Below are 20,212 nucleotides of genomic sequence, written 5' to 3'. Positions count from 1 at the left end.
GGCGTTGCTGGTTCGTCCCGCACCGGTGGCCGGCCGGCGCACCGAGGGCACCCGCCCGGTGGTCCGGACCCTGCTGAATGCGGGCGGCTCGCAGCGCATTCCGCTGGTGCACACCGACGATGTGGAACGCTTCCTGGTGCTCGCGGCGACCTCCGACCGCACTGGCGTGGTGGATCTCGTTGCGCCCGAGCTCGTTTCCGGCTCGCAGGCGCGGGCGATGCTGCGGAAGGCCGGTCTGCGGATTCCGCCTCGCGTCCCCGGCACCGGCGGCGTTCACCTTCCCGATCTCGATCCCGCCGCCGCACAGGGTGATTGGGATTTCCGCTACGGCTGGACCGGTCCCGAAGTGGTCGAGGACATCGTGCGCGGACTGGTCGGCCGCCGCCCGCACGGCACCGGCTTCCGCGCCCGCCGCGGCGCGATCCCGTTGACCGACTACGTGATTCCCGCGCGCGCGAAGACGTCCGACGGGCATCCGCTGGAGGTCGCCGCCCCGGAGGGCCTGGAAGGCGAATTCGACGACCGCGTCGATCCGCGCATCCCGGTGCACACCGCCACCAACACCTCCGAGGCGCTGCCGGGCCCGATGAGCCCGCTCACCATCGACCTGCAGGCCGGGGCGATCCGGCTCGCCAACGCCGCGATGGGCCACATGATCGCCCTGGACGGCATCGCCCTCGAGCACTGGACCAGCCGCGTCACCTCGGTGCTCGGCCACCACATCTTCATCAACGCCTCGATCGGCGTCCTCGCCGCGGACAATATGCCGGGCTGGGACGAGGACAGCATCCGCCGCGACGTGTACGGCGCCATCCCGCCCGAGGTCCCGTTGCAGCCCAAGGGCCGTCCGCCGATGCCGACCGGACTGGGTAGCACGTGGGGTACGGCCAAGGCCACCGGCCGGGTGCTCGCGACGGCACTGCGCTTCGGCGCCACCACCGAAACGATCAACGCCGCCTCACATCGAGAGGCGCTGTCCCGCACCGACATCGAGAAGCTGTCCGACGCGCAGCTGCACGCGAGGGCACTGCTGTGGCGGGATCGGCTCAATCAGTCCTGGGCGGCGGCCTCGATCGGCGTCATGCTGGTCGGCGCCGCGACGGCCATGCACGCACGGGGCAAGGACGACCCGGACGTGCCGATCGACGTGAACCGCCTCGAATCGGCGCGACCGATGCTGGCGGTGGAACGGCTGGCCGCGGTCTGCCGCGAGGAGCCCGCCGTTCACGAGGCCGCCCGGGCGGGCGATGTCGCCCTGGCGCGCAGCCGCTCGGCCCGCTTCGCGCAGGCCCTGGATGCCGAGCTGGCGGTGGTCGGCCACCGCGGCCCGGGAGAATGCGAATTCCTCAACCCGACCTTCGGCGATCGCCCCGAACTGCTGGTCACCGCCGCCGCCCGGGCCGCCGAACTCCCGGCGCCGAAGCGCGACGCGGTTCCCGAGCCGACCGCGCGCACCGCGCGGATGGCCGTCGGCGCCACGGTCTCGCGGGAACGCGTCCGCGATGCGGTGGTGCGCTACACGAACTGCCTGCGCATGGCGGCCCGCGAGCTCGCGGCGCGACTGGTCGATCGGCACGAACTCAACAATGTCGACGATGCCTGGTTCCTCACGCTCGACGAATTGCTCTGGGCCCCGGCGGATCTGAAGGAACGGGTGGCACGCCGGCGCGAGGAGCGGGTGCGACTGCAGGCGGTGCGGATGCCGGATCTGGTGGTCGGCCGCTGGGAACCGCAGCCGATTTCGGGGGCGCTCGCGGTCGGCGAGAGCCTCACCGGAACCGGAGTGAGCGCCGGGGTCGTGGAGGGCACCGTGAAATTGGTGCTGAGCTCCGACGACGATATCGAGCCCGGCGACATCCTGGTCGCCTCGGTCACCGACACCGGCCACACCGCGATGTTCGCCTACGCCGCCGCGGTGGTCACCGATATCGGCGGCTCGGCCTCGCATGCGGCGATCGTGGCCCGCGAGTTCGGCATTCCGTGCGTGGTGGACACCAAGACCGCCAGCACCGGGCTGTCCGACGGCCAGCGGGTGCGGGTCGACGGCGCCGCCGGAACCATCACGCTGCTGGCCGACGCGCAGGCCTGAGGCTCGCCGATTCGACGCCGCGCGAAGGTATCCGCGGCTCAGACGTGGTCCGTCGTCGATCCGGCAGACCTCGAGGAAAGGAACACCACCCGTGCCGATTTCGCATGTCCTGCGGGGGTCGGTGGCCGGTCTGGCCGCCGCGCTCATCGCCGTCCTGCCCGCCGCGACCACCCCGGCATTCGCCGCACCACCACTGGCCCATACCGCGCCGGCCACGTCGGATCAGCAACAGTCCCTGGGTATTTCCGCTCCCAACGCCCGCGATATCGGTGGCTATCCGACGCAGCACGGGGGCGGGAAGATCCGGTTCGGCCTGGTCTACCGCTCCGATGCGCTCAACCGGCTCACCCCCGCCGATCAGCAGAAGCTGGCCTCGCTGCAGATCGGCAAGGCCATCGACTTCCGGAGCCCGAACGAGATGAAGGCCGCCCCGGATCAGCTGCCCTCGTCGATTCCCTACAGCGCGCAGTCGATCTGGGATCCGAACAACGACTTCTATGTCATGGTGTCGAGCACCATCGCCGGCGGACCGCAGGCGCAGCAGGACAAACTCGGTGACGGGAAGGCCGCGCAGATCATGCGCGACTACTACCGCTGGCTGGTCACCGACGGTGCGGCGCGGGCCCAGTTCGCCGCGGCGCTGAAGGAGATCGCGAGCTCCCCGAATGCGGTGCTCTATCACTGCACCTCGGGTAAGGACCGCACCGGCTGGATGACGGCGATCCTGATGTCGGCCCTGGATGTGCCCAAGGGGCAGATCTACAAGGATTATCTGGCGTCCAACGACTATCTGGCCGCGAGCAACAGGGCACAGATGGATGCGCTGGTGCAGCGCGGCCTGGTCACCGATCCGTCGCTGTTCGCGCCGATTCTGGGCGTGCAGGCCGATTATCTGGACGCTTCCTTCGACCAGGTCCAGCAGTCGTACGGATCCTTCGATCGGTTCCTGTCGGACGGCCTGGGTGTGGACTCCGCGACGGTCGACGCCCTGAAGGCCAAGTTGCTGGACAAGCCGGGCCGCTGAGCCCACCCGCACCCGACCACCGGCACGCCGCGCTCACCGTCGAGCGCGGCGTGCCGCCGAGGAGAGGCAGACCATGCCGGTTCATTCGGTGACGCCGCGCCCGTCGACCGAGATCACCCGCTACGACCTGGATACCGACGTACTGGTCGTCGGCTACGGATGTGCCGGGGCCGCAGCGGCATTCGAGGCCGCGCGCACGGGCGCCCGGGTGCTGGTGCTCGATCGCGCGGGCGGTCCGGGCGGCTCGTCGGCGATGTCGGGCGGTGAGATCTACCTCGGCGGCGGCACCCCGATCCAAACCGCCTGCGGATTCGACGACACCCCCGCCGACATGGCCGCCTATCTGACCGCCGCCCTCGGCCCCGGCGCCGACTCCGCGAAGATCACCGACTACTGCGAGCACAGCGTCGAGCATTTCCACTGGCTGGTCGACCGCGGCGTGCCGTTCAAACCGTCGCTCTGGGATGCCCCGGCCTGGGTGCCGCCCACCGACGACGGCCTGATGTGGCTCGGCGAGAACAGCTGGCCCTTCACCGAGATCGCCCGCCCCGCCCCGCGCGGACATCGGCCCACCGCCAACGACTTCGGCGGCCGGCTGCTGATGCAGTGCCTCACCGCCGCGACCGAATCGGCGGGCGTGACAACGCTTTTCGACACCGCCGCCACCGCGCTGATCCTCGCCGGTGACGGCGCCGTCACCGGCGTGGTCGCCCGGCAGTACGGCAGGGAGCTGACGATTCGAGTCCGGCGCGGCTGCGTCCTCACCACGGGCGGGTTCGTCGACAACGACGAGATGCTCGCCGCGCACGCCCCGCTGCTGCTCGGCCATACCAAGGTCAGCGCCGGTACCGACGACGGCAGCGGCATCCGGATGGCGCAGGCTGCGGGTGCGGCGGTGCGGCACATGGCGACGGGGCAGGTGGGAATCTCCCTGATTCCCGGATTGGCCGCGCGCGGAATTCTGGTGAACGACAAGGGACAGCGCTTCGTCAACGAGGACACCTACCCGGGCCGCATCGGCCAGGCGGCGCTGTTCACGCAGGGCATGCGGGTGTGGGTGGTGGTCGACGAGGAAGCGTTCGAGGCCGTACCGGAAGAACAACGCTGGGGTGTGCAGCCGACCCATATGGCCGAAACGGCCGACGAACTCGGCGCGGCGATGGACCTGCCGCCGGGCGCGCTGGCCGCGACGCTGCACCGCTACAACGAATTCGCCGCCGCCGGAACGGATCCCGACCGGCACAAGGCGGCGCGGTGGTTACGGCCGCTGCGTACCCCGCTGGCGGCCATCGATGTGCGCGCCGGGATCCGCCCGCCCGCCGAAGCCGGCGACCGCCGCGGCACCGGCGCGTCGGTGTTCACGCTCGGCGGACTGCACACCGACGCGCACGGCCGGGTTCTGGATATCGACGGCGCCGCCATGCCCGGACTGTTCGCCGCCGGTCGTGCGGCGGTCAATCTGCACGGGCAGGGCTATATCAGCGGGACGTCGCTCGGTGACGGAACGTTCTTCGGCCGGCGCGCGGGAATCGCTGCGGCACAGGGTTAGTCGCAGGCGACGGACCGACACCGGCCGCCGCACCGGTCTACGCGTGTTCCGCCGCGACGATCACCTCGTGCCGATTGCTCCGGTGCGAGCGACGGTATTCGCTCGGTGACACACCCACTTCCCGGCCGAAGTGGGCGCGCAGATTCGCCGCACTGCCCAGTCCACAGCGTTCGGCCACCACGTCGACGGCGAAGTCGGTGGTTTCCAGCAACTCCCGGGCCCGGATGATGCGCTGGGTGAGCAGCCAGCGCAGTGGCGTCGTCCCCAGTTCGGCATGGAACCGCCGCGCCAGCGTCCGCTCGCTGAGCCCGCTGTGCCGGGCCAGGTCGCCGACGGTCAGCACGGTATCGAGGCGGGTGAGCGCCCACTGCAGGGTCGCGGCCACGCCCGGATCGGCGGCGTCGAGCGGCACCGGATTCCGCAGATACTGCGCCTGCCCGCCCGCGCGGTGCGGCGGCACCACCAGTCCGCGCGCGGCGGCATTGGCGACGTGGGAGCCGAGGTCCTTGCGGATCAGGTGGATACACAGATCCATCCCGGCCATGGTTCCCGCACTGGTGAGAATCCGCCCGTCGTCGATGTAGAGCACGCTCGCATCGACATCGAGGTATGGATACCGTTCCAGCAGCGCCGGGACATGTTTCCAATGCGTGGTCATGCGGCGGCCGTCGAGCAGGCCGGCCGCCGCGAGAACGAAGGCGCCCGAACACAATGCGGCGATGCGCGCTCCCGCCTCGTAGGCCGCGCGCACCGCCGCCACCAGTTCGGCGGGCGGATCCTCGCGCACATTCGGGGTCGCGGGTACGACGACGGTGTCGGCGGCGATCAGATCGTCGTAGTCGTAATCGGTCAACGTGACGAACGGATCGCGCAGCGTCGCGTGCCGGGTGCCGCGAGGGCCACACAGCCGCAACCGATACCAGTGCTCGGCATCGACGCCGGGCGGCGGTTCGAAGAACACCTGGTACGGGATCGCGACCTCGAACACCGGCTGGCCCGGCGCCACCGCGACCGCCACCGTTCCGGGTTGTCCGGATTCGCACACCATGTCCGCAGTCATGTCAGAAATCTAGCGCATATTGGCTCTTCTGCCACTCGATCCCGCGATCCGGCGGCTGAATAGTTGCATTCATGACTCTTACGGCCAATGCTCGCGCGGATACGCCGCTCACCGAATCGCCGCGGCGGTGGCGGATTCTGGCGGTGGCGAGCGTCGCGCAATTCCTCGCGATCCTCGACCTCTTCGCGGTCACCGTCGCCTTCCCGACCCTGCAGACCTCGTTCGCCGGCGCAGCCCCGAACACGGTGTCCTGGGTGCTCAACGCCTACACGATCGTGATGGCCGCGCTGCTGGTACCCGCGGGCCGTCTCGCCGACGACACCGGCCGCCGGCGTGGATTCCTCATCGGCATCACGCTTTTCGGCGTGGCCTCGATCGGCTGCGCGGTCGCGCCGACACTGATCGTGTTGATCGCCGCGCGGGTCGTGCAGGCCGCGGCGGCGGCGCTGCTGGTTCCCACCGGCCTCGGACTGGTGCTGCCCTCCTTCGACGCGCGAGAACATCCGACGGTGATGGGCATCTGGACCGCGATCGCCGCGGCGGGCGCCAGCAGCGGCCCGGTGATCGGCGGCCTGCTGCTCGAGTGGGGCTGGCGCTGGATCTTCTGGCTGAACGTACCGATCACGCTGGCGGCGCTCGCCTTCGGATCGCGGGTACTGCCCGACATCCGGGCGCGCGTGCGGCGCCGGCTCGATCTGCTCGGCGCCGCACTGATTCTCGGCGCCACCGCGGCGTTGACCACCGTCTTCGTCCAGGGCGCGGCGTGGGGATACGGGTCGGCGGCCACGCTGGGCACACTGGCCGCGGCGATCGCGCTCGCGGCGGCATTCACCTACCACGTGCGCCACCACCCCGATCCGGTGGTGAGTCCGGCGGTGCTGCGGCACACGATGTTTCGCATCGCCACCCTCGGCGTGTTCTGCTACTACCTGGCCTTCGCGGCCCTCTTGCTCTCGGGCACCCTGTATCTCACCGCGCAATGGCACTACTCCGAGTTGCGGGCCAGCCTCGGTATCGCACCGATTCCGATCAGCTGCCTGCTGGTGTCACCACTGTCCGGCCGCGTGGTCGCTCGTATCGGCGCCCGTGCCTCGGCCGCGCTGGGCGGGTTCGCCATCGCGGCGGGCGCGGGGTGGTGGATCGCCCTGAGCGGTTGCGGCGCATCGTATCCGCTGGTTTTCCTGCCAGGAGCCGTGCTCGCGGGCGTCAGTACGGCCCTGCTGCAACCGCCGCTGTTCGGCGCATCGTCGCTGCTGCCGCCGGATCAGTTGTCTCTGGGCTCGGGGACGCTGATGATGGCGCGTCAGACCGCGTCGGCACTCGGCGTCGCCGTGCTGACCGCGATCCTCAGCCGCACCGCGGGCTACGACCTCGCCGATTTCCGCGCCGGCTGGCTCTATATGGCGGCTATGGGATTGCTGGCGGCGGTCGCCGGATGGGCGTTCCGTCCGCGGGCATGACCGGATCCGACAGTGATCCGTCGTTGCGGTCGCTACCCGGTAACCCAGAGGATGGGAGGCATGTCATCGAAGCATCGTGTGGTTATCGCGGCCTTTCCGGACGTGGATCTGCTCGACGTCACCGGGCCGGCGGAGGTGTTCGCACTAGCCAATCGGGAGAGCGGCGGTAGCGCCGACTACGAGGTGTTACTAGCCGGACCGGATCGAGGTGTGGTGCGCACCTCGGCCGGTATCCGGATACTCACCGATCTGGCCTTCGACGACATCGGCACGGGCATAGACACTCTCATCGTGCCGGGCGCGGTGGATCCGGCCCCGTCCGGCCCGGTCGCGCGAATCGACGAGGATGTGGTGCGCTGGCTGCGCGAGGTCGCGCCGCGCACCGGCCGGATCGCGTCGGTGTGTGTGGGTGCGCATCTGCTGGCCGCCGCCGGACTGCTGGACGGGAGGACGGCCACCACCCATTGGTCGACGGCCGGTCAACTGGCCGCGGACCATCCCCGGGTCGTGGTGGATCCGGATCCGATCTTCGTGCGGTCGGGCCGGGTGTGGACCGGCGCGGGAATCAGCGCCTGCCTGGACCTCGCCATGGCACTGGTCGCCGACGACCACGGGGAGGACCTGGCGTTGTCGGTCGCCCGGCAACTCGTCGTCTATCTGCGCCGGCAGGGAGGCCAGAGTCAGTTCAGCGTGCCGCTGAGCCGTCCGGCACCGGCCCGCCGCGATATCGAACAGCTGCGCACCTACATCGCGGAGAATCTCGACGCCGATCTGTCCGCCGCCGCCCTGGCGAACCGAATGTGCCTGAGCGAACGGCATTTCGCGCGCGTCTTCCGGCAGGAGATGGGGCTCACCGTGGCCGCCTACGTCGAAGCCGCGCGCGTCGAGTCGGCGCGACGGTTGCTGGAAACCAGCGACTTCCCGCTCTCGCGCGTCGCCCGGTCCGCCGGACTGGGCTCGGTGGAGACCCTGCACCGGGCGTTCCTGCGGCGGCTGGGCACCAACCCCGGCGCGTACCGCCGGCGGTTCCGCACCTCCGCCTGATCTCACCCGCCACGACCGGACCGGGCGCCTGCCCGGTCCGGCGCTCACTCCTGCCCGAAACACCCTGTCCCCCAGAGAAAGAAGGTAACCATGTCCGCCGTCGCCACTCCCCTGCGCCAGGTCGTAGGCCTCGACGACGAGCTGCCCCGCCTGGCCGATGCCACCGTTGTCATGATCGACTTCCAGAACACCTACCGCGAGGGGGTGATGCGGCTTCCCGAGGCCGATGCGGCACTCGCGGCCGGCGCCCGGCTGCTGGCCGCGGCCCGTGCACTGCACCGCCCCGTCGTGCACATCGTCAACGACGGCGGCCCCGGCACCCCCTACGATGCCGGCTCCGATATCGGGGCGATCATCGCCGAGGTCGCTCCCGTCGCGGGAGAACCGGTGGTGGTCAAGAACTTTCCCGATGCCTTCCACGAGACGGACCTGCACGACATCCTGCGGCGCACGACTACCGGACCGGATCTGGTCCTGGCCGGATTCATGACCCACATGTGCGTCGCGTTCACCGCGCAGGGCGCGTTCAACCGCGGCTACCACCCCACTGTCGTCGCCGAGGCCTGCGCCACCCGCGCCCTGGCCGCCCCGGACGGAACACCCTTGTCAGCGAACGCGGTGCACGCGGCGGCGCTGACCACGATCAGCGACCTGTTCGGTCGCATCGCCCCCATGGTCGCGAGCCTGACCGACTGACACCATGGACGGATGACGATCGGGACCGTGCAGTTTTCGATACCGCGCTACCCGAGTTCGCCGAATCGACGGGGCCGATCACCACAGGTCGGCTGGGGCCTAGCCAGGGATGAGACCGGGCCAGCCGTAGTTCGGGCGGCCCGCGGCGGCCCCTGCGCGAGCCATGGGCGGCGCGGGCGGGGTGATGGTGGGGTTCTGCACGCCGAGTTGGCGGCGCATCTCGTCCATGTCGAGCCACCGGATCTGCTGAATGACCTCTTCCAGCTGGGCGGCGGTCTGGAAGCCCGGATGGGAGTAGACGAGCAGGCCCTCGCGGAAGGCGACGAGGGTCGGCAGGCTGCTGATCTGGGCGGCGGCGGTGAGGGCCGGCTCCGCCTCGGTGTCGACGGTGGCGTGCACGATCTCCGGGTGCGCGGCCGCGGAGTCGGCGAAGATCGGGGCGAAGCGGGTGCACCAACCGCACCAGGAGGCCCAGAAGTCGACGAGCACGATCGCATGGGTCGCGATCACCTGCTCGAAGTTCTGCTGGGTCAACGGTTGGGTGGGCATCGGTTCCTCCCGGCGTCGGCCATCGTCGAGTCCGGATTCTCCCACGGATCGGCGGTCACAGCAGGGCTCGACGGGGCGGCGTCCGTCGAGCGCTGTCGGACGGCGGCCCGGCTGGGTATCGTGGAGGCATGGGTATGGGCGACCACCCGCAACGAACACCGCTCTACGGCGTGGTGCTGCTGTTGGGCGTCCTGATCCTGGGTATCTGGGTGCACGAGCTGCCGTATGTCGGCCTGCAGGTTCTGGCCTACATCCTGCTCGTCATGATTGCGGCACCCGCCTTCGTGATGACCTTCCGCGACTATTCGCGGTGAGGGTATCCACTACCCGGTGACCAGGGCGTACCGCAACATCGTCAGCTCCTCGGCCGTCAGCCCGTGCTCGCGCAGCCAGCGGGCGGCACCGCCGTGGTCACGCCGCAGGTCGTCGAGGAATCGCAGCATCACGGCCGCTTCGACGGCCAGAATTCCGGTACTCGTCGGCGGCAGCCCGGAATAGGAGTTCAGCGCGTCGAGCCGGTTGCGTACCCGCGTCATCCGCTCGTTGGTGAGGGCGTAGTCGGCCGCGATCACCTCCGGCGCCACCCCCACCGCATCGAGCAGAACCGCCGCGAGCACTCCGGTGCGGTCCTTACCTGCCGCGCAATGGAATACGACCGCCTGCCGGTCGGCATCGGCGACCAGCCGCGCCGCGGCGACGATCTCCTCCGGACTGCCGGCGAGCAGCTGTCCGTACAGCTGTGCCAGGTCCACGCGCGTCTTGTCCGGCACCAGATCCCGTGCGGCGAGCGAGGATTGCGCCGATTTGCGGACCGGCAGATTCACCTTCTCGATCGCCGCGGCGGCCAGCAGGCCGTACCCTTCCCGTTCCACCTCGTCGGGCAGCCGCAGGTCGATCAGGGTACGCATCCCGACCGAGCCCAGCAGCAGCGCCACATCCGCCTCGGTCGCCTGCTGCAGGGTGCTCGACCGCAGCGCCACGCCGAATCGGGTCGTACCGCCGTCGTCGACCGGCAGTCCGCCGAGATCGCGGACGTTGTCGATTTCCTCGAAGTCGACCCAGCGCCGGGTCGCGTCGAATTCCTGGGCGATCGGATTACTCGGCACGGCCGGCCGCCGCTTCGTCGGCACGGCTGAGCCCGCACAGCCCGATCAGATCTTCGTGCAGTTCGAACCACACGGTGTGATAGCTGTCCATGATCGGCCGCGCCACCCAGGTGTGATCACCGCCGGCGATCCGCTCGACGGCCGTCTCCAGCCGCTCGCGGTACCGGGCCAGTCGCGGTGCGATCGATCCCAGCCGCTCGGCCAGGGGCCGCACCCGGGTGTGCAGTTCGGTGAGCCGGTCCAGCACCGCCGCATCGTATTCGGCGTCGCCGTGGTCGTTGGGTGTGGCCGCGTCCTTCATCTGCCACGCGGTCACGATTTCCTTCAGCTCGGCGTTGACCACGCAGAAGTCCTCGTAGGCGGCGGCCATCGCGGCGGTGTCGACCTCGTCGCGCTCGGCGGACAGCAACTCGCCCAGGCGATGTCGCCCGTCGGGCGTCAGCCGCACCCCCGCGGGGGTGTCGGCGCACAATCCGCCGGCCACCAGGTCCGCACACCGCGCGCTCACCTCGTCCGCGTCGCCGCCCAGGCTGGCGGCCACCGCGTCACCGCGCACCCGGCCCTTCACCCCGATCAGGCGCAGCAGTTCCAGCTCGCTCACGGTTCGGGTAATCGCCTGTGCCACAACGACTTCCGCATCGCCGGCGAGGGCTCCCGCGAGGTCATCGGGTGCCACCCCCGCCCATTCGGCGAGTCTGCGCACATCGTCGAGGACCGCGCCGTCCACGTCTCCACCGGCGGCCTCGCCCGCCCACACCACACCGGCGCCGCCGTCGACCGTGACGCTGCGTCCCGCGAGCGCGTCCACGACACCCGGGCCGCATCCGACGACACACGGCCGCCCGAGTTCCCGGCTCACCAGGGCCGCATGCGACGTGGTGCCACCCAATTCGGTGACCACCGCGCGGGCCGCGATCATGCCGGGCAGATCATCGGGACTGGTCGTCGGCCGGACCAGGACGACGTTCTCGCCCGCCGCCGCGCGCGCCTCCGCCTCGTCGGGATCGGTGACCACGACACCGAAAGCCAGTCCCGGGCACGCGGATTCACCGCGGGCCAGCGCTTCGCCCGCGTCCGCCGCCGTGGTCGCGGGCTGCAGGACGGCGCGAATCTGGTCGGCCCCGACCCGCTGCAGCGCCTCCGAAGCGGTGATCAGGCCTTCCTCCGCCATCGCGACCGCGGCTCGCACCGCCGCCCGCGCCGAACGCTTCGCCGGACGCGACTGCAGCATCCACAGCGTGCCGGATTCGACGGTGAATTCGATGTCCTGGATATCACACCCGTCGCGTTCGAGCAGTTCCGCGGCGGCGATCAGTCGATCGTGCACCTGCGGCTGGGTGGCGGCGAGGTCGCTCAGCGGGCGCGGCGTGGTGCGGCCCGACACCACGTCCTCGCCCTGCCCACCGACCAGCCATTCGCCGTAGGCCGGCCCGTCGCCGGTATTGGGGTTGCGGCTGAACAGCACGCCTGTCCCCGACGCGTCGTCGAGGTTGCCGAACACCATCGCCTGCACGGTGACCGCGGTGCCGAGGTCGTCGGACACGCCGCGGTTGCGCCGATACGCCTTGGCGCGCACCGAATCCCACGACCGGAAGACCGCGGTGATCGCCGCGCGCAGCTGTTCCCACGGGTCCGCCGGCACCACGCCGTCGGGTGATTGCAGCACCGTCTCGCGATACTGCGCCCGGAAACGCCGATGCGTGTCGGCGGCATAGCCGGCGCTGCCGGTCGCGGCGGCGAGCGCCTGTTCGACCCCGTCGTTGATGCCGAGGTTGAGAACGGTGTCCATCATGCCGGGCATGCTCACGGCCGCGCCCGAACGCACGGAGACCAGCAGCGGCCGGCGGATCGAGCCGAAGGTGCGGCCGGTGCCGTGCTCGAGCATGGCGACGCCGTCGCAGACCGCCCGCCAGATGTCGTCGGCGATCGTGCCGCGCTCGGTGAAATCACGCCACGCGTCGGTGGTCAGCACGAATGCCGGCGGCACCGGCAGCCCGAGCCCGCGCATGTGGTTGATACTCCAGGCCTTGCCACCGATCCGGTCCCGCGACAGCGGGCAGTTGCCGTCCAGTCCGACGACGGTCTCCGATCGTTGGGCCAGCTCCGCACCCGCGGTCATGTCACTCCTTCGGTCCATCCATCGGGGCATCGAACCCCCTGCCGCCCCGGTCATCCTTCGAGAGTGCCGCCCGACCGTCCTCGGCCAGTAGCGATGGTCCCGCTGAGCGGATGCGGGAACCAACGTCGCTCCCGTGATACCACTCACCGGGACCGGCGGTGTGCGAACGGCCTGCGCGGCACCAGCCTGCGGCACCATGGGCCGTGGACCGCCCGACCGGCGGCCGGCGAGGTGTGTTCGACAGTGTGTGTATCCGGACAGCGATGGTGTGCGAAGAGATGACGGCGGAACCCGCGACGATTCCGGCTCTGGTATCCGCACAGGCACGCTGGAACGGGTCGACCGTCGCGATCGTCGAGGGCCGCACCCGCCTCACCTACGCCGAACTCCACGCCGAGGCGCTACGGGTGACCCGCGCGGCGATGGCCCGCGGGGTGGCCGCCGGAGACCGGGTCGCGATCTGGGCACCCAACAGCGCCCGCTGGATCGTGACCGCCGTGGGCCTGCTCGGCGCGGGCGCCACCCTGGTGCCGATCGGCACCCGGCTGCGCGGACCGGAGGCCGCGGCGATTCTGCGCCGCACCCGATGCCGCGGACTGTTCACGGTGCGCGGATTCCTGGGCATCGACTATCCGAGCCTGCTGGCGGACCAAGGCCCCTTGCCGGACCTGGAATTCACGGTCCTGCTGTCCGGCACGCATGCCACCGACGACAGCGCCACTTCCCCATCGATGTCCGACGACGACCAGGACCCGCCAACCGGCGCTGCCCGGTCGGTTACCGGTTCGGGGCACCGGCGGCGCGACCGGCACGAGCCCGATGGAGGCGTTCCCCGTCCGCCCGATCGGCGTGAGGGGCCACCGATCGGCTGGCGAGACTTCATCGCCGACGCCGCGCGAATCCGGTCGTCGGATGCCGAATCACGAATGGCCGCATTACCTTCCGACGCGATCAGCGACATCCTCTTCACCTCCGGCACGACGGGCTCCCCCAAAGGGGTGCTCACCACGCACCAGCAAACCCTGACCGTGCTGGACCGGTGGGCGAGCGCGGTCACCCTGCGGCACGGCGACCACTGTCTGCTGCCGAATCCGTTCTCGCACACCTTCGGATACAAGGCGGGCATCGTGGCTTGCCTGTCGCGGGCGGCCACCATGTATCCGGTGCCGGTGTTCGATCCGCGATCCGCGGCGGATCTCATGACAGCCGAGCGAATCACCGTCCTCGCCGGCCCGCCGACGATTTTTCTCGATCTCCTCGCGACAGGGCGGTCGTTTCCGGCGCTGCGACTGGCCGGCACCGGCGGCACGGCGATTCCGGCGGAGCTGATCGCCCGGATGCGTGCCGACCTCGGAGCCGATCGGGTCTTCACCGCCTACGGTCTCACCGAATCGGTCGGCGTGGTCGCGGTGTGCCCGCCCGGTACGGATATCGAACGCACCGCCCACACTGTGGGTAAAGCGTTGCCGGGCAGCGAGATTCGAATCCTGGACGTCGAAGGCCGCGACGTGCCGGCCGGTACGCCCGGCCGGATCGTGGTGCGCGGCCCGAACGTGATGTGCGGATATCTCGACGACCCCGCCGCCACCGCCGCCGCCGTCGACCCGGAGGGCTGGCTGCATACGGGCGATATCGGCGCCCTGGACCCCGGCGGTTGGCTGCGGGTCACCGACCGGCTCGAGGATATGTTCATCGTCGGCGGGTTCAACGTCTCTCCGGCCGAGGTCGAACAGACGCTGCGCCACTATCCGGGCATCGCCGAGGTGGCGGTCGTCGGCGTACCCGACGAGCGCCTCGGAGAGGTCGGCGCCGCCTTCGTGGTTCCCTCCGGGACGGCGCCGTTCGACGCGGACGATCTGCTCGCGTGGTGTCGCACCCGCTTGGCCGGATACAAGATCCCGCGCACGGTGCGGATAGTCGACCGGTTGCCGCGCACGACTGCCGGCAAAGTCCACAAGCGCCGATTACGGTGCGCGGAGGGGAGCCACTGAGCCCGGGCCGGTGATCCACGCGATCACCGGCCCGGCCGCGAGTGGTCTACTTGCTGACCTCGTTGCGCATCTGCGCGGTGAGGATCTTCTGATATCCGGAGCCGAAGATCCGCGGCAGCAGATCGATCATCCGGGCGTCGTTGCCGATCAGCACCTTCGCCTTGTCCTTGCGGATACCGTCGACGATCGCCTTGGCGGCCTGTTCCGGACTGGTCTTGGCGAGCCGGTCGAAGTTGGCGGCCAGCGCGTCGCGATCGCGGGTGGCGCCCGCGCGCGCCTTCCACGCGATCTCGGTCTGGATCATGCCGGGATGGACGCAGCTCACCGCGACGTTGTGCCCGGCGATCTTCATTTCCTGGCGCAGCGCGTCGGTGAAACCCCGGATCGCGAACTTCGTCGCGTTATAGGCACCCTGGGTCGGGCAAGCGGCCAGGCCGAACATGCTCGACACATTGACGATCGCGCCGTCACCGGAGGCGATCACATGCGGCAGAAAGGCTTTCGTTCCGTAGGCCACGCCCCAGAAGTTGATGTTGACGATCCATTCGAAATCGTCCCAGCTGACCTCTTCGGTGCTGGCGGTCAGTGACACACCGGCGTTGTTGACCACGATGTTCACCCCGCCGAAATCGCCCGCCACCTGGTCGGCGTGGGCGTACACGGCGTCCCGGTCGGTGACGTCGAGCCGGTAGGCGCGCGCGTGGCCGCCCTTCTTCTCGCACAGCGCGGCGGTCTCGGCGACATTGTCGATATTGCGGCCGGACAGGGCCAGGCGAGCGCCGTGGCCGGCCAGCTCCAGGGCCAGCGCCCGCCCGATACCGGCGCCGGCGCCGGTGATCACGGCGGTCTTACCTGCGAAATTCTTCACCGCGGAAATCCTTTGTGTCAGTGGGAGGTGAATCCGCCGTCGGCGACGAATTCCGAACCGGTGCTGTAACCGGACTCGTCGGAGATGAGGAACAGCACCAGATTCGCCAATTCCTCCGGGGTGCCGGGACGTGCCAGCGGCTGATCGTGGAACATCGAATTCGAGCGCGCCGAATCGCTGGTCATTTCGGTCATCACCACACCGGGATGCACCGAGTTGACGCGAATTCCCATGGGCCCGAACTCTTGTGCCGCGGTTTTGGTCATACCGCGCACCGCCCATTTGGAGGCGGTGTAGCCGAGGATGTTGGAGAAGCCGATGATGCCGCCGACCGAGGAAATGTTCACGATCGACCCGCCACCGGCACGCCGCATCGATCCGACCACGGCCTTCATCCCCAGGAAGACACCCACCTGATTGACGTCGATCACCTTGCGGTAGTCCGCTTCGGCGAGCGTTTCGATCGGATCCACGTGCACGATTCCGGCGTTGTTCACCAGGCCCGAGACGGGCCCGAACGCCGATTCCGCCTGCGCGACGACGTCGTTCCACGCGGATTCGTCGGCCACGTCGTGGGCGACGAACAGCGCCGCGTCGCCCAGCCGCGCGGCGGTCTGCTTACCTTCCTCCGCCAGCACATCGGTGATCACGACCGAGGCGCCCTCGGAGACGAGCCGCTGCGCGAACGCCGCACCCATGCCCCGGGCCGCGCCGGTGACGACGACCGTTTTACCGTCGATCCTGCCCATGATCACTCCTGTCCCGTGCGTGCGGGCGCCTTGCGGCCGTTGCTCGCGCGCTTGGACGCCGATGCGGCGACCGCTTCCCGCGGTTCGCGTTCGTCGGCGAGGTGGTTGGCCGCGATGTACCCGAAGACCATGGCGGGGCCGATCGTCGCCCCGGCGCCCGCGTAGTCGTTACCCATGACCGACGCCGAATTGTTGCCCGCCGCATACAGTCCGGCGATCGGCGCATTCTGTTCGTCGAGCACGCGGGCATATTCGTCGGTGCACAGCCCGCCCTTGGTGCCCAGGTCGCCGGGCACCATTTCCACCGCGTAGAACGGTCCTCTTTCGAGCGGCGCCAGACACGGATTCGGCTGCACGGTGGGGTCGCCGTAATACCGGTCGTAGGCGGAATCGCCGCGTCCGTAATCCTCGTCGCGCCCACTGCGGGCGAAGCCGTTGAAGCGCTGCACCGTGGCGGCCAGCGTCGCGGCGGGAACACCGATCTTGTTCGCCAACTGCTCGAGCGTATCGGCCTGGGTGATGATTCCGGCGTCGAGATATTTCTGCGGAATCGGACGCTTCGGGAAGTTGCCCAGGAACAGATATCTGTCGCGGAAGGTCTGGTCCATGATGAAGTAGGCCGGAATATGGTCGACCCCCGCGGCCTGCTGCTCGTACATGGTGTGCACGACATTCACATACGGGGCCGATTCGTTGACGAACCGCTCCCCCGCGTGATTGACCATGATGCCGCCGGGTTGTGCCCGTTCGGCCAGGCAGAAGAAGGGCGGACCCTCGGGGTTGCGCACCGATGGTCCCCACCAGGCGTCGTCCATGAGATCCACCGCACCGCCTGCCTTCTGACCCGCGACGATCCCTTCGCCGACGTTCTCGGTGGCGCCGACCGTCCAGTCGGTGGATTGCGGCCCGGAGATGTACTGCTTGCGCATCTCCAGGTTGTGTTCGAAACCGCCGGCCGCGAGCACCACGCCGCGGCGGGCCTTGATCAGCACCGGAACGCCCTGGTGTTCGGCACGCACACCGACCACGGCACCGGCCTCGGTGACCAGTTCGGTCAGCGGGGTGTTCAACCACACGGGCACGCCGGCGTCGCGCAGCGACAGCCACAGTCGTGCGGCCAGGGCCTTGCCCAGGCTCAGCGGCAGCCGGCCGCGCAGCTTGTTCGCCACCGCCTGCGCCCCCACCTTCATCGCGGTGCGCTTACCGGCCCAGGTGCGGGCGATCATGTTCAGATCGTGGAAGTCGCTGACGGTGAAGGCGATTCCCTTCGGCCCCGACATGGTCGGCTGGTTGATCTTGTGCAGATCACCACCGAGCAGACGGCCGTCGATCGGAGCCGGTTCGATGCTGCGGCCCTGCGCCAGCCCGCCCGGGAATTCCGGGTGGTAGTCGGAGTAGCCGCGGTCGTAGACGAACTGCCAGTACTTGCTGCGCGCTCCGATGTAGCGCATCATCTCCGGCCCGTGGTCGAGGAAGGCACGCTGCTTCTCCTCCGGGACACGGTCGCCCACAACGGCTTTGAGATATGTCCGAGCCAGTTCCGGGCTGTCCGGCACACCCGCGGCCTGCAGCACCGGATTGTTCGGGATCCAGATTCCGCCGCCGGAGCGCGCGGTGGATCCGCCGAAGCTGCGGCTCTTCTCGATCATCGTCACCGACAGCCCGCGATAGGCGGCGGTCAATGCCGCGGTCATACCGGCGGCGCCCGAGCCGACGACCACCACGTCGAATTCGAATTCCTGTGTCATCCGTCCTTCTTCCCCATCGTTGCATCCGACGCTATGGCCGCCCGGCCGCGGCGACACGGGACGGTCCCGACCAGCGGGACTTACGGCTGACCAGTACGGGTCCGGGAAGGACTATTTCGATTAGGCATACACCGCTACGACAGGGAGCACGCGGATGAAGTTCTCGATGATCTTCGAGGCCCAGATGACCGATCCGACCGCCGAGCACGAGGCGCAGGTGCTGCGCGACTGTGTGGAGCAAGCCGTGCTGGCCGACGAGATGGGCTTCGACACCGTCTGGGCCGTCGAACACCACGGTCTCAAGTGGTACGCGCACATGAGCGCCCCCGAAATCTTTCTGACCTGGGTGGCGGCCAAGACCCAGCGCATCCGGATCGGCCACGGCGTGGTGTGTATGCCCTTCAACTTCAACCACCCGGTGCGCGCGGCCGAACGCGCGGCGATGCTCGACGTGCTCTCCGGCGGGCGGCTGAATCTGGGCGCCGGACGCGGTGCGACACCGGTCGAGACCTCCATGTGCGGGGTGGACCCGGAACGCACCTACGCCGAGGTCGAGGAGTCGCTGCGGATGATCGGCCGGGCCTGGCAGGATCCCGAGGGCGAATTCGAGTATCACGGCGAACTGCTCGACATCGCTCCGCATTCGCTGCTACCGCGGCCGGTACAGCGTCCGCATCCCCCGCTGTTCATGGCATGCACGAAGAAGGACACCCTGAAGCTGGCCGCCGACTACGGAATCGGCACTCTCGTACTGGGTTTCGCGGGAGTGGAGGAGATCGCGGAACTGCGCCGCACCTACGACGAGGCGATCGCGGCCCGTACCGGTGAGCGGTTCGTCTCGACGGTTACCAACGACCACTTCGCCGCCCTGTGCCCCACCATCGTGCTCGACGACCGGGAGCGGGCGCAGCAGATCGGCGCGCGCGGCCAGCGCTTCTTCGCGCAGTCGATCAAGCACTACTACGGCGCCGGTCCGGTGCCGGACGAGGCCGTGGATCCGACCGTGGACGAGGTGGCGCGGATCAAGGAGGCCGCCGACGAGCACGTCGCCTACCTGCACGAGGCCAAGATTCCGGTGAAGGCGGGGTCGACCTCGGTGTTCAATGCCGACCACGCCTACGGCAGCCCAGAGGACGCCATCGCCTACGTCGAGCGACTGCGCGACGCGGGCGCCGACGAGATCCTGTGCCTGATCCAGATGGGCACCGTGCCGCAGGAGGCCTGCCTCGAGACGATCCGGCACTGGGGCGAGAAGGTCATTCCGCACTTCCGGAATCAGTGATCGGACAACCACACGCCGGTCTCGCTCATCGAGACTGCCGCGAGCCGAGGACGCCGGATGCGGCGCAGGATCTCGGCATATTTTCAGGAGGAGAAGTCGAATGGTCGATCTCACAGGCAAAGTCGCATTGATCACCGGCGCGGCGCGCGGTCAGGGCGCGGCGGAGGCACGCCTGTTCGTCGAACGTGGTGCGCGGGTCGTTCTCACCGATGTACTCGACGCCGAGGGAAAGCAGTTGGCCGACGAACTCGGCGAGGCGGCGCGCTTCGTCCGCCATGACGTCACCTCGGCCGACGACTGGAATGCCGCTGTCGCCGTGGCCGTTTCGGAATTCGGCCGGCTCAACGTGCTGGTGAACAACGCCGCGATCTACACCGCGAAACCGCTCACCGACACCACGCCGGAAGAGCTGGAGAGGATTCTCGGGGTGAATCTGGTGGGCGCGTTCCGGGGTATCCGGTCGGTGGTGGGGCCGATGTCCGAGGCGGGCGGGTCGATCGTGAACATCTCGTCTCAGGCCGGACTCGAGGGCCTGATGGGGCACTCCGCCTACGGCAGCTCCAAATGGGGCCTGCGCGGCCTCACCAAGACCGCGGCACTGGAGCTGGGGCCCAGGGGAATTCGCGTCAACTCCGTCCACCCCGGCCCGATCGCGACCCCGATGGTCCCATATCTGACCACCGGCCCGGGCAGCTTCCCGACCTTGCCGCTGCAGCGCACCGGCGTGCCGGAGGAGGTCGCCGAGCTGGTCGCCTTCCTCGCCTCGGACGCCTCGTCGTATGTGACCGGCGCGGAAGTCACCATCGACGGCGGACTCGCCGCCGGGAAGTTCCTGCCGCCGGAGCTGCAGGAGGCGCCGTGAGCGAGCGATGCACACC

The 20,212-nt window shown here is 69.3% G+C and carries 17 protein-coding genes; 10 read left to right on the top strand and 7 right to left on the bottom strand.

Annotated features, from left to right (window positions below; all coding sequences use genetic code 11):
* The 3 genes from RJ03_RS38285 to RJ03_RS07740 all read left to right on the top strand — a co-directional run.
* The coding region (locus RJ03_RS38285) for a PEP-utilizing enzyme (RefSeq protein ID WP_157163372.1) at nucleotides 1–2,089 on the top strand (2,089 nt) is incomplete at its 5' end.
* 91 nt (nucleotides 2,090–2,180) lie between these two features.
* The gene (locus tag RJ03_RS07745) at nucleotides 2,181–3,113 is read left to right on the top strand and encodes a tyrosine-protein phosphatase (protein ID WP_245552209.1); all 933 of its coding nucleotides are present in this window, start codon (nucleotides 2,181–2,183) and stop codon (nucleotides 3,111–3,113) included.
* Between the two features lie 73 nt (nucleotides 3,114–3,186).
* Nucleotides 3,187–4,662: an FAD-dependent oxidoreductase gene (locus RJ03_RS07740; RefSeq protein WP_051024440.1), complete on the top strand. Its 1,476-nt coding sequence runs from the start codon at nucleotides 3,187–3,189 to the stop codon at nucleotides 4,660–4,662.
* 37 nt (nucleotides 4,663–4,699) lie between these two features.
* Here RJ03_RS07740 and RJ03_RS07735 read toward each other — a convergent pair whose 3' ends face one another.
* Complete coding sequence (locus tag RJ03_RS07735) at nucleotides 4,700–5,722, bottom strand: GlxA family transcriptional regulator (RefSeq protein WP_245552208.1); 1,023 nt, start codon at nucleotides 5,720–5,722, stop codon at nucleotides 4,700–4,702.
* Nucleotides 5,723–5,793: 71 nt separating this feature from the next.
* On the opposite strand from RJ03_RS07735, the gene RJ03_RS07730 reads away from it, so the two are divergent.
* From RJ03_RS07730 to RJ03_RS07720, 3 genes are all read left to right on the top strand, one after another.
* Nucleotides 5,794–7,182 carry an MFS transporter gene (locus RJ03_RS07730; RefSeq protein ID WP_051024439.1) on the top strand — a complete coding sequence of 463 codons (1,389 nt, stop codon included), beginning with the start codon at nucleotides 5,794–5,796 and terminating at the stop codon, nucleotides 7,180–7,182.
* A 60-nt stretch (nucleotides 7,183–7,242) separates the two neighbouring features.
* Nucleotides 7,243–8,226, top strand: coding sequence for a GlxA family transcriptional regulator (locus RJ03_RS07725; RefSeq protein ID WP_036499563.1), 984 nt, complete (start codon nucleotides 7,243–7,245; stop codon nucleotides 8,224–8,226).
* A 90-nt stretch (nucleotides 8,227–8,316) separates the two neighbouring features.
* The gene (locus RJ03_RS07720) at nucleotides 8,317–8,922 is read left to right on the top strand and encodes an isochorismatase family protein (RefSeq protein WP_036499561.1); all 606 of its coding nucleotides are present in this window, start codon (nucleotides 8,317–8,319) and stop codon (nucleotides 8,920–8,922) included.
* 99 nt (nucleotides 8,923–9,021) lie between these two features.
* Here the strand turns inward: RJ03_RS07720 and RJ03_RS07715 are convergent, their stop codons facing one another.
* Nucleotides 9,022–9,471 (bottom strand): thioredoxin family protein, encoded by a 450-nt coding sequence (locus tag RJ03_RS07715; protein ID WP_036499578.1) that lies wholly within the window; start codon nucleotides 9,469–9,471, stop codon nucleotides 9,022–9,024.
* A 128-nt stretch (nucleotides 9,472–9,599) separates the two neighbouring features.
* Here RJ03_RS07715 and RJ03_RS07710 point away from each other — a divergent pair, with 128 nt between their 5' ends.
* Nucleotides 9,600–9,785 carry a hypothetical protein gene (locus RJ03_RS07710; protein ID WP_036499560.1) on the top strand — a complete coding sequence of 62 codons (186 nt, stop codon included), beginning with the start codon at nucleotides 9,600–9,602 and terminating at the stop codon, nucleotides 9,783–9,785.
* Nucleotides 9,786–9,794: 9 nt separating this feature from the next.
* Here RJ03_RS07710 and RJ03_RS07705 read toward each other — a convergent pair whose 3' ends face one another.
* Both RJ03_RS07705 and RJ03_RS07700 read right to left on the bottom strand, forming a co-directional pair.
* Nucleotides 9,795–10,577 carry a tyrosine-protein phosphatase gene (locus RJ03_RS07705; protein WP_157163371.1) on the bottom strand — a complete coding sequence of 261 codons (783 nt, stop codon included), beginning with the start codon at nucleotides 10,575–10,577 and terminating at the stop codon, nucleotides 9,795–9,797.
* A complete protein-coding gene (locus tag RJ03_RS07700; RefSeq protein WP_063820344.1) occupies nucleotides 10,567–12,696 on the bottom strand; it encodes a pyruvate, phosphate dikinase in 2,130 nt (709 codons plus the stop codon). The genes RJ03_RS07705 and RJ03_RS07700 overlap by 11 nt, the downstream gene beginning before the upstream one ends.
* A gap of 278 nt (nucleotides 12,697–12,974) precedes the next feature.
* On the opposite strand from RJ03_RS07700, the gene RJ03_RS07695 reads away from it, so the two are divergent.
* The gene (locus RJ03_RS07695; RefSeq protein WP_167331958.1) at nucleotides 12,975–14,687 is read left to right on the top strand and encodes an AMP-binding protein; all 1,713 of its coding nucleotides are present in this window, start codon (nucleotides 12,975–12,977) and stop codon (nucleotides 14,685–14,687) included.
* 46 nt (nucleotides 14,688–14,733) lie between these two features.
* On the opposite strand, the gene RJ03_RS07690 is transcribed toward RJ03_RS07695, so the two are convergent.
* From RJ03_RS07690 to kstD, 3 genes are read right to left on the bottom strand one after another with little or no spacing between them, the layout of a single operon-like run.
* Nucleotides 14,734–15,555: an SDR family NAD(P)-dependent oxidoreductase gene (locus RJ03_RS07690; protein WP_036499555.1), complete on the bottom strand. Its 822-nt coding sequence runs from the start codon at nucleotides 15,553–15,555 to the stop codon at nucleotides 14,734–14,736.
* A gap of 17 nt (nucleotides 15,556–15,572) precedes the next feature.
* Nucleotides 15,573–16,304: a glucose 1-dehydrogenase gene (locus RJ03_RS07685; protein WP_036499553.1), complete on the bottom strand. Its 732-nt coding sequence runs from the start codon at nucleotides 16,302–16,304 to the stop codon at nucleotides 15,573–15,575.
* Nucleotides 16,305–16,306: 2 nt separating this feature from the next.
* A complete protein-coding gene (gene kstD / locus RJ03_RS07680; RefSeq protein ID WP_036499551.1) occupies nucleotides 16,307–18,052 on the bottom strand; it encodes a 3-oxosteroid 1-dehydrogenase in 1,746 nt (581 codons plus the stop codon).
* A 154-nt stretch (nucleotides 18,053–18,206) separates the two neighbouring features.
* Between kstD and RJ03_RS07675 the strand changes: the two genes are divergently transcribed.
* Nucleotides 18,207–19,334, top strand: coding sequence for an LLM class flavin-dependent oxidoreductase (locus RJ03_RS07675; RefSeq protein ID WP_036499549.1), 1,128 nt, complete (start codon nucleotides 18,207–18,209; stop codon nucleotides 19,332–19,334).
* A 100-nt stretch (nucleotides 19,335–19,434) separates the two neighbouring features.
* Nucleotides 19,435–20,196 (top strand): glucose 1-dehydrogenase, encoded by a 762-nt coding sequence (locus RJ03_RS07670; protein ID WP_036499547.1) that lies wholly within the window; start codon nucleotides 19,435–19,437, stop codon nucleotides 20,194–20,196.
* Nucleotides 20,197–20,212: the final 16 nt, after the last annotated feature.

It is taken from the genome of Nocardia aobensis NBRC 100429 (assembly GCF_000308375.1).
Classification (GTDB): domain Bacteria; phylum Actinomycetota; class Actinomycetes; order Mycobacteriales; family Mycobacteriaceae; genus Nocardia; species Nocardia aobensis.
This window is presented reverse-complemented; position numbering and strand designations above follow the sequence as displayed.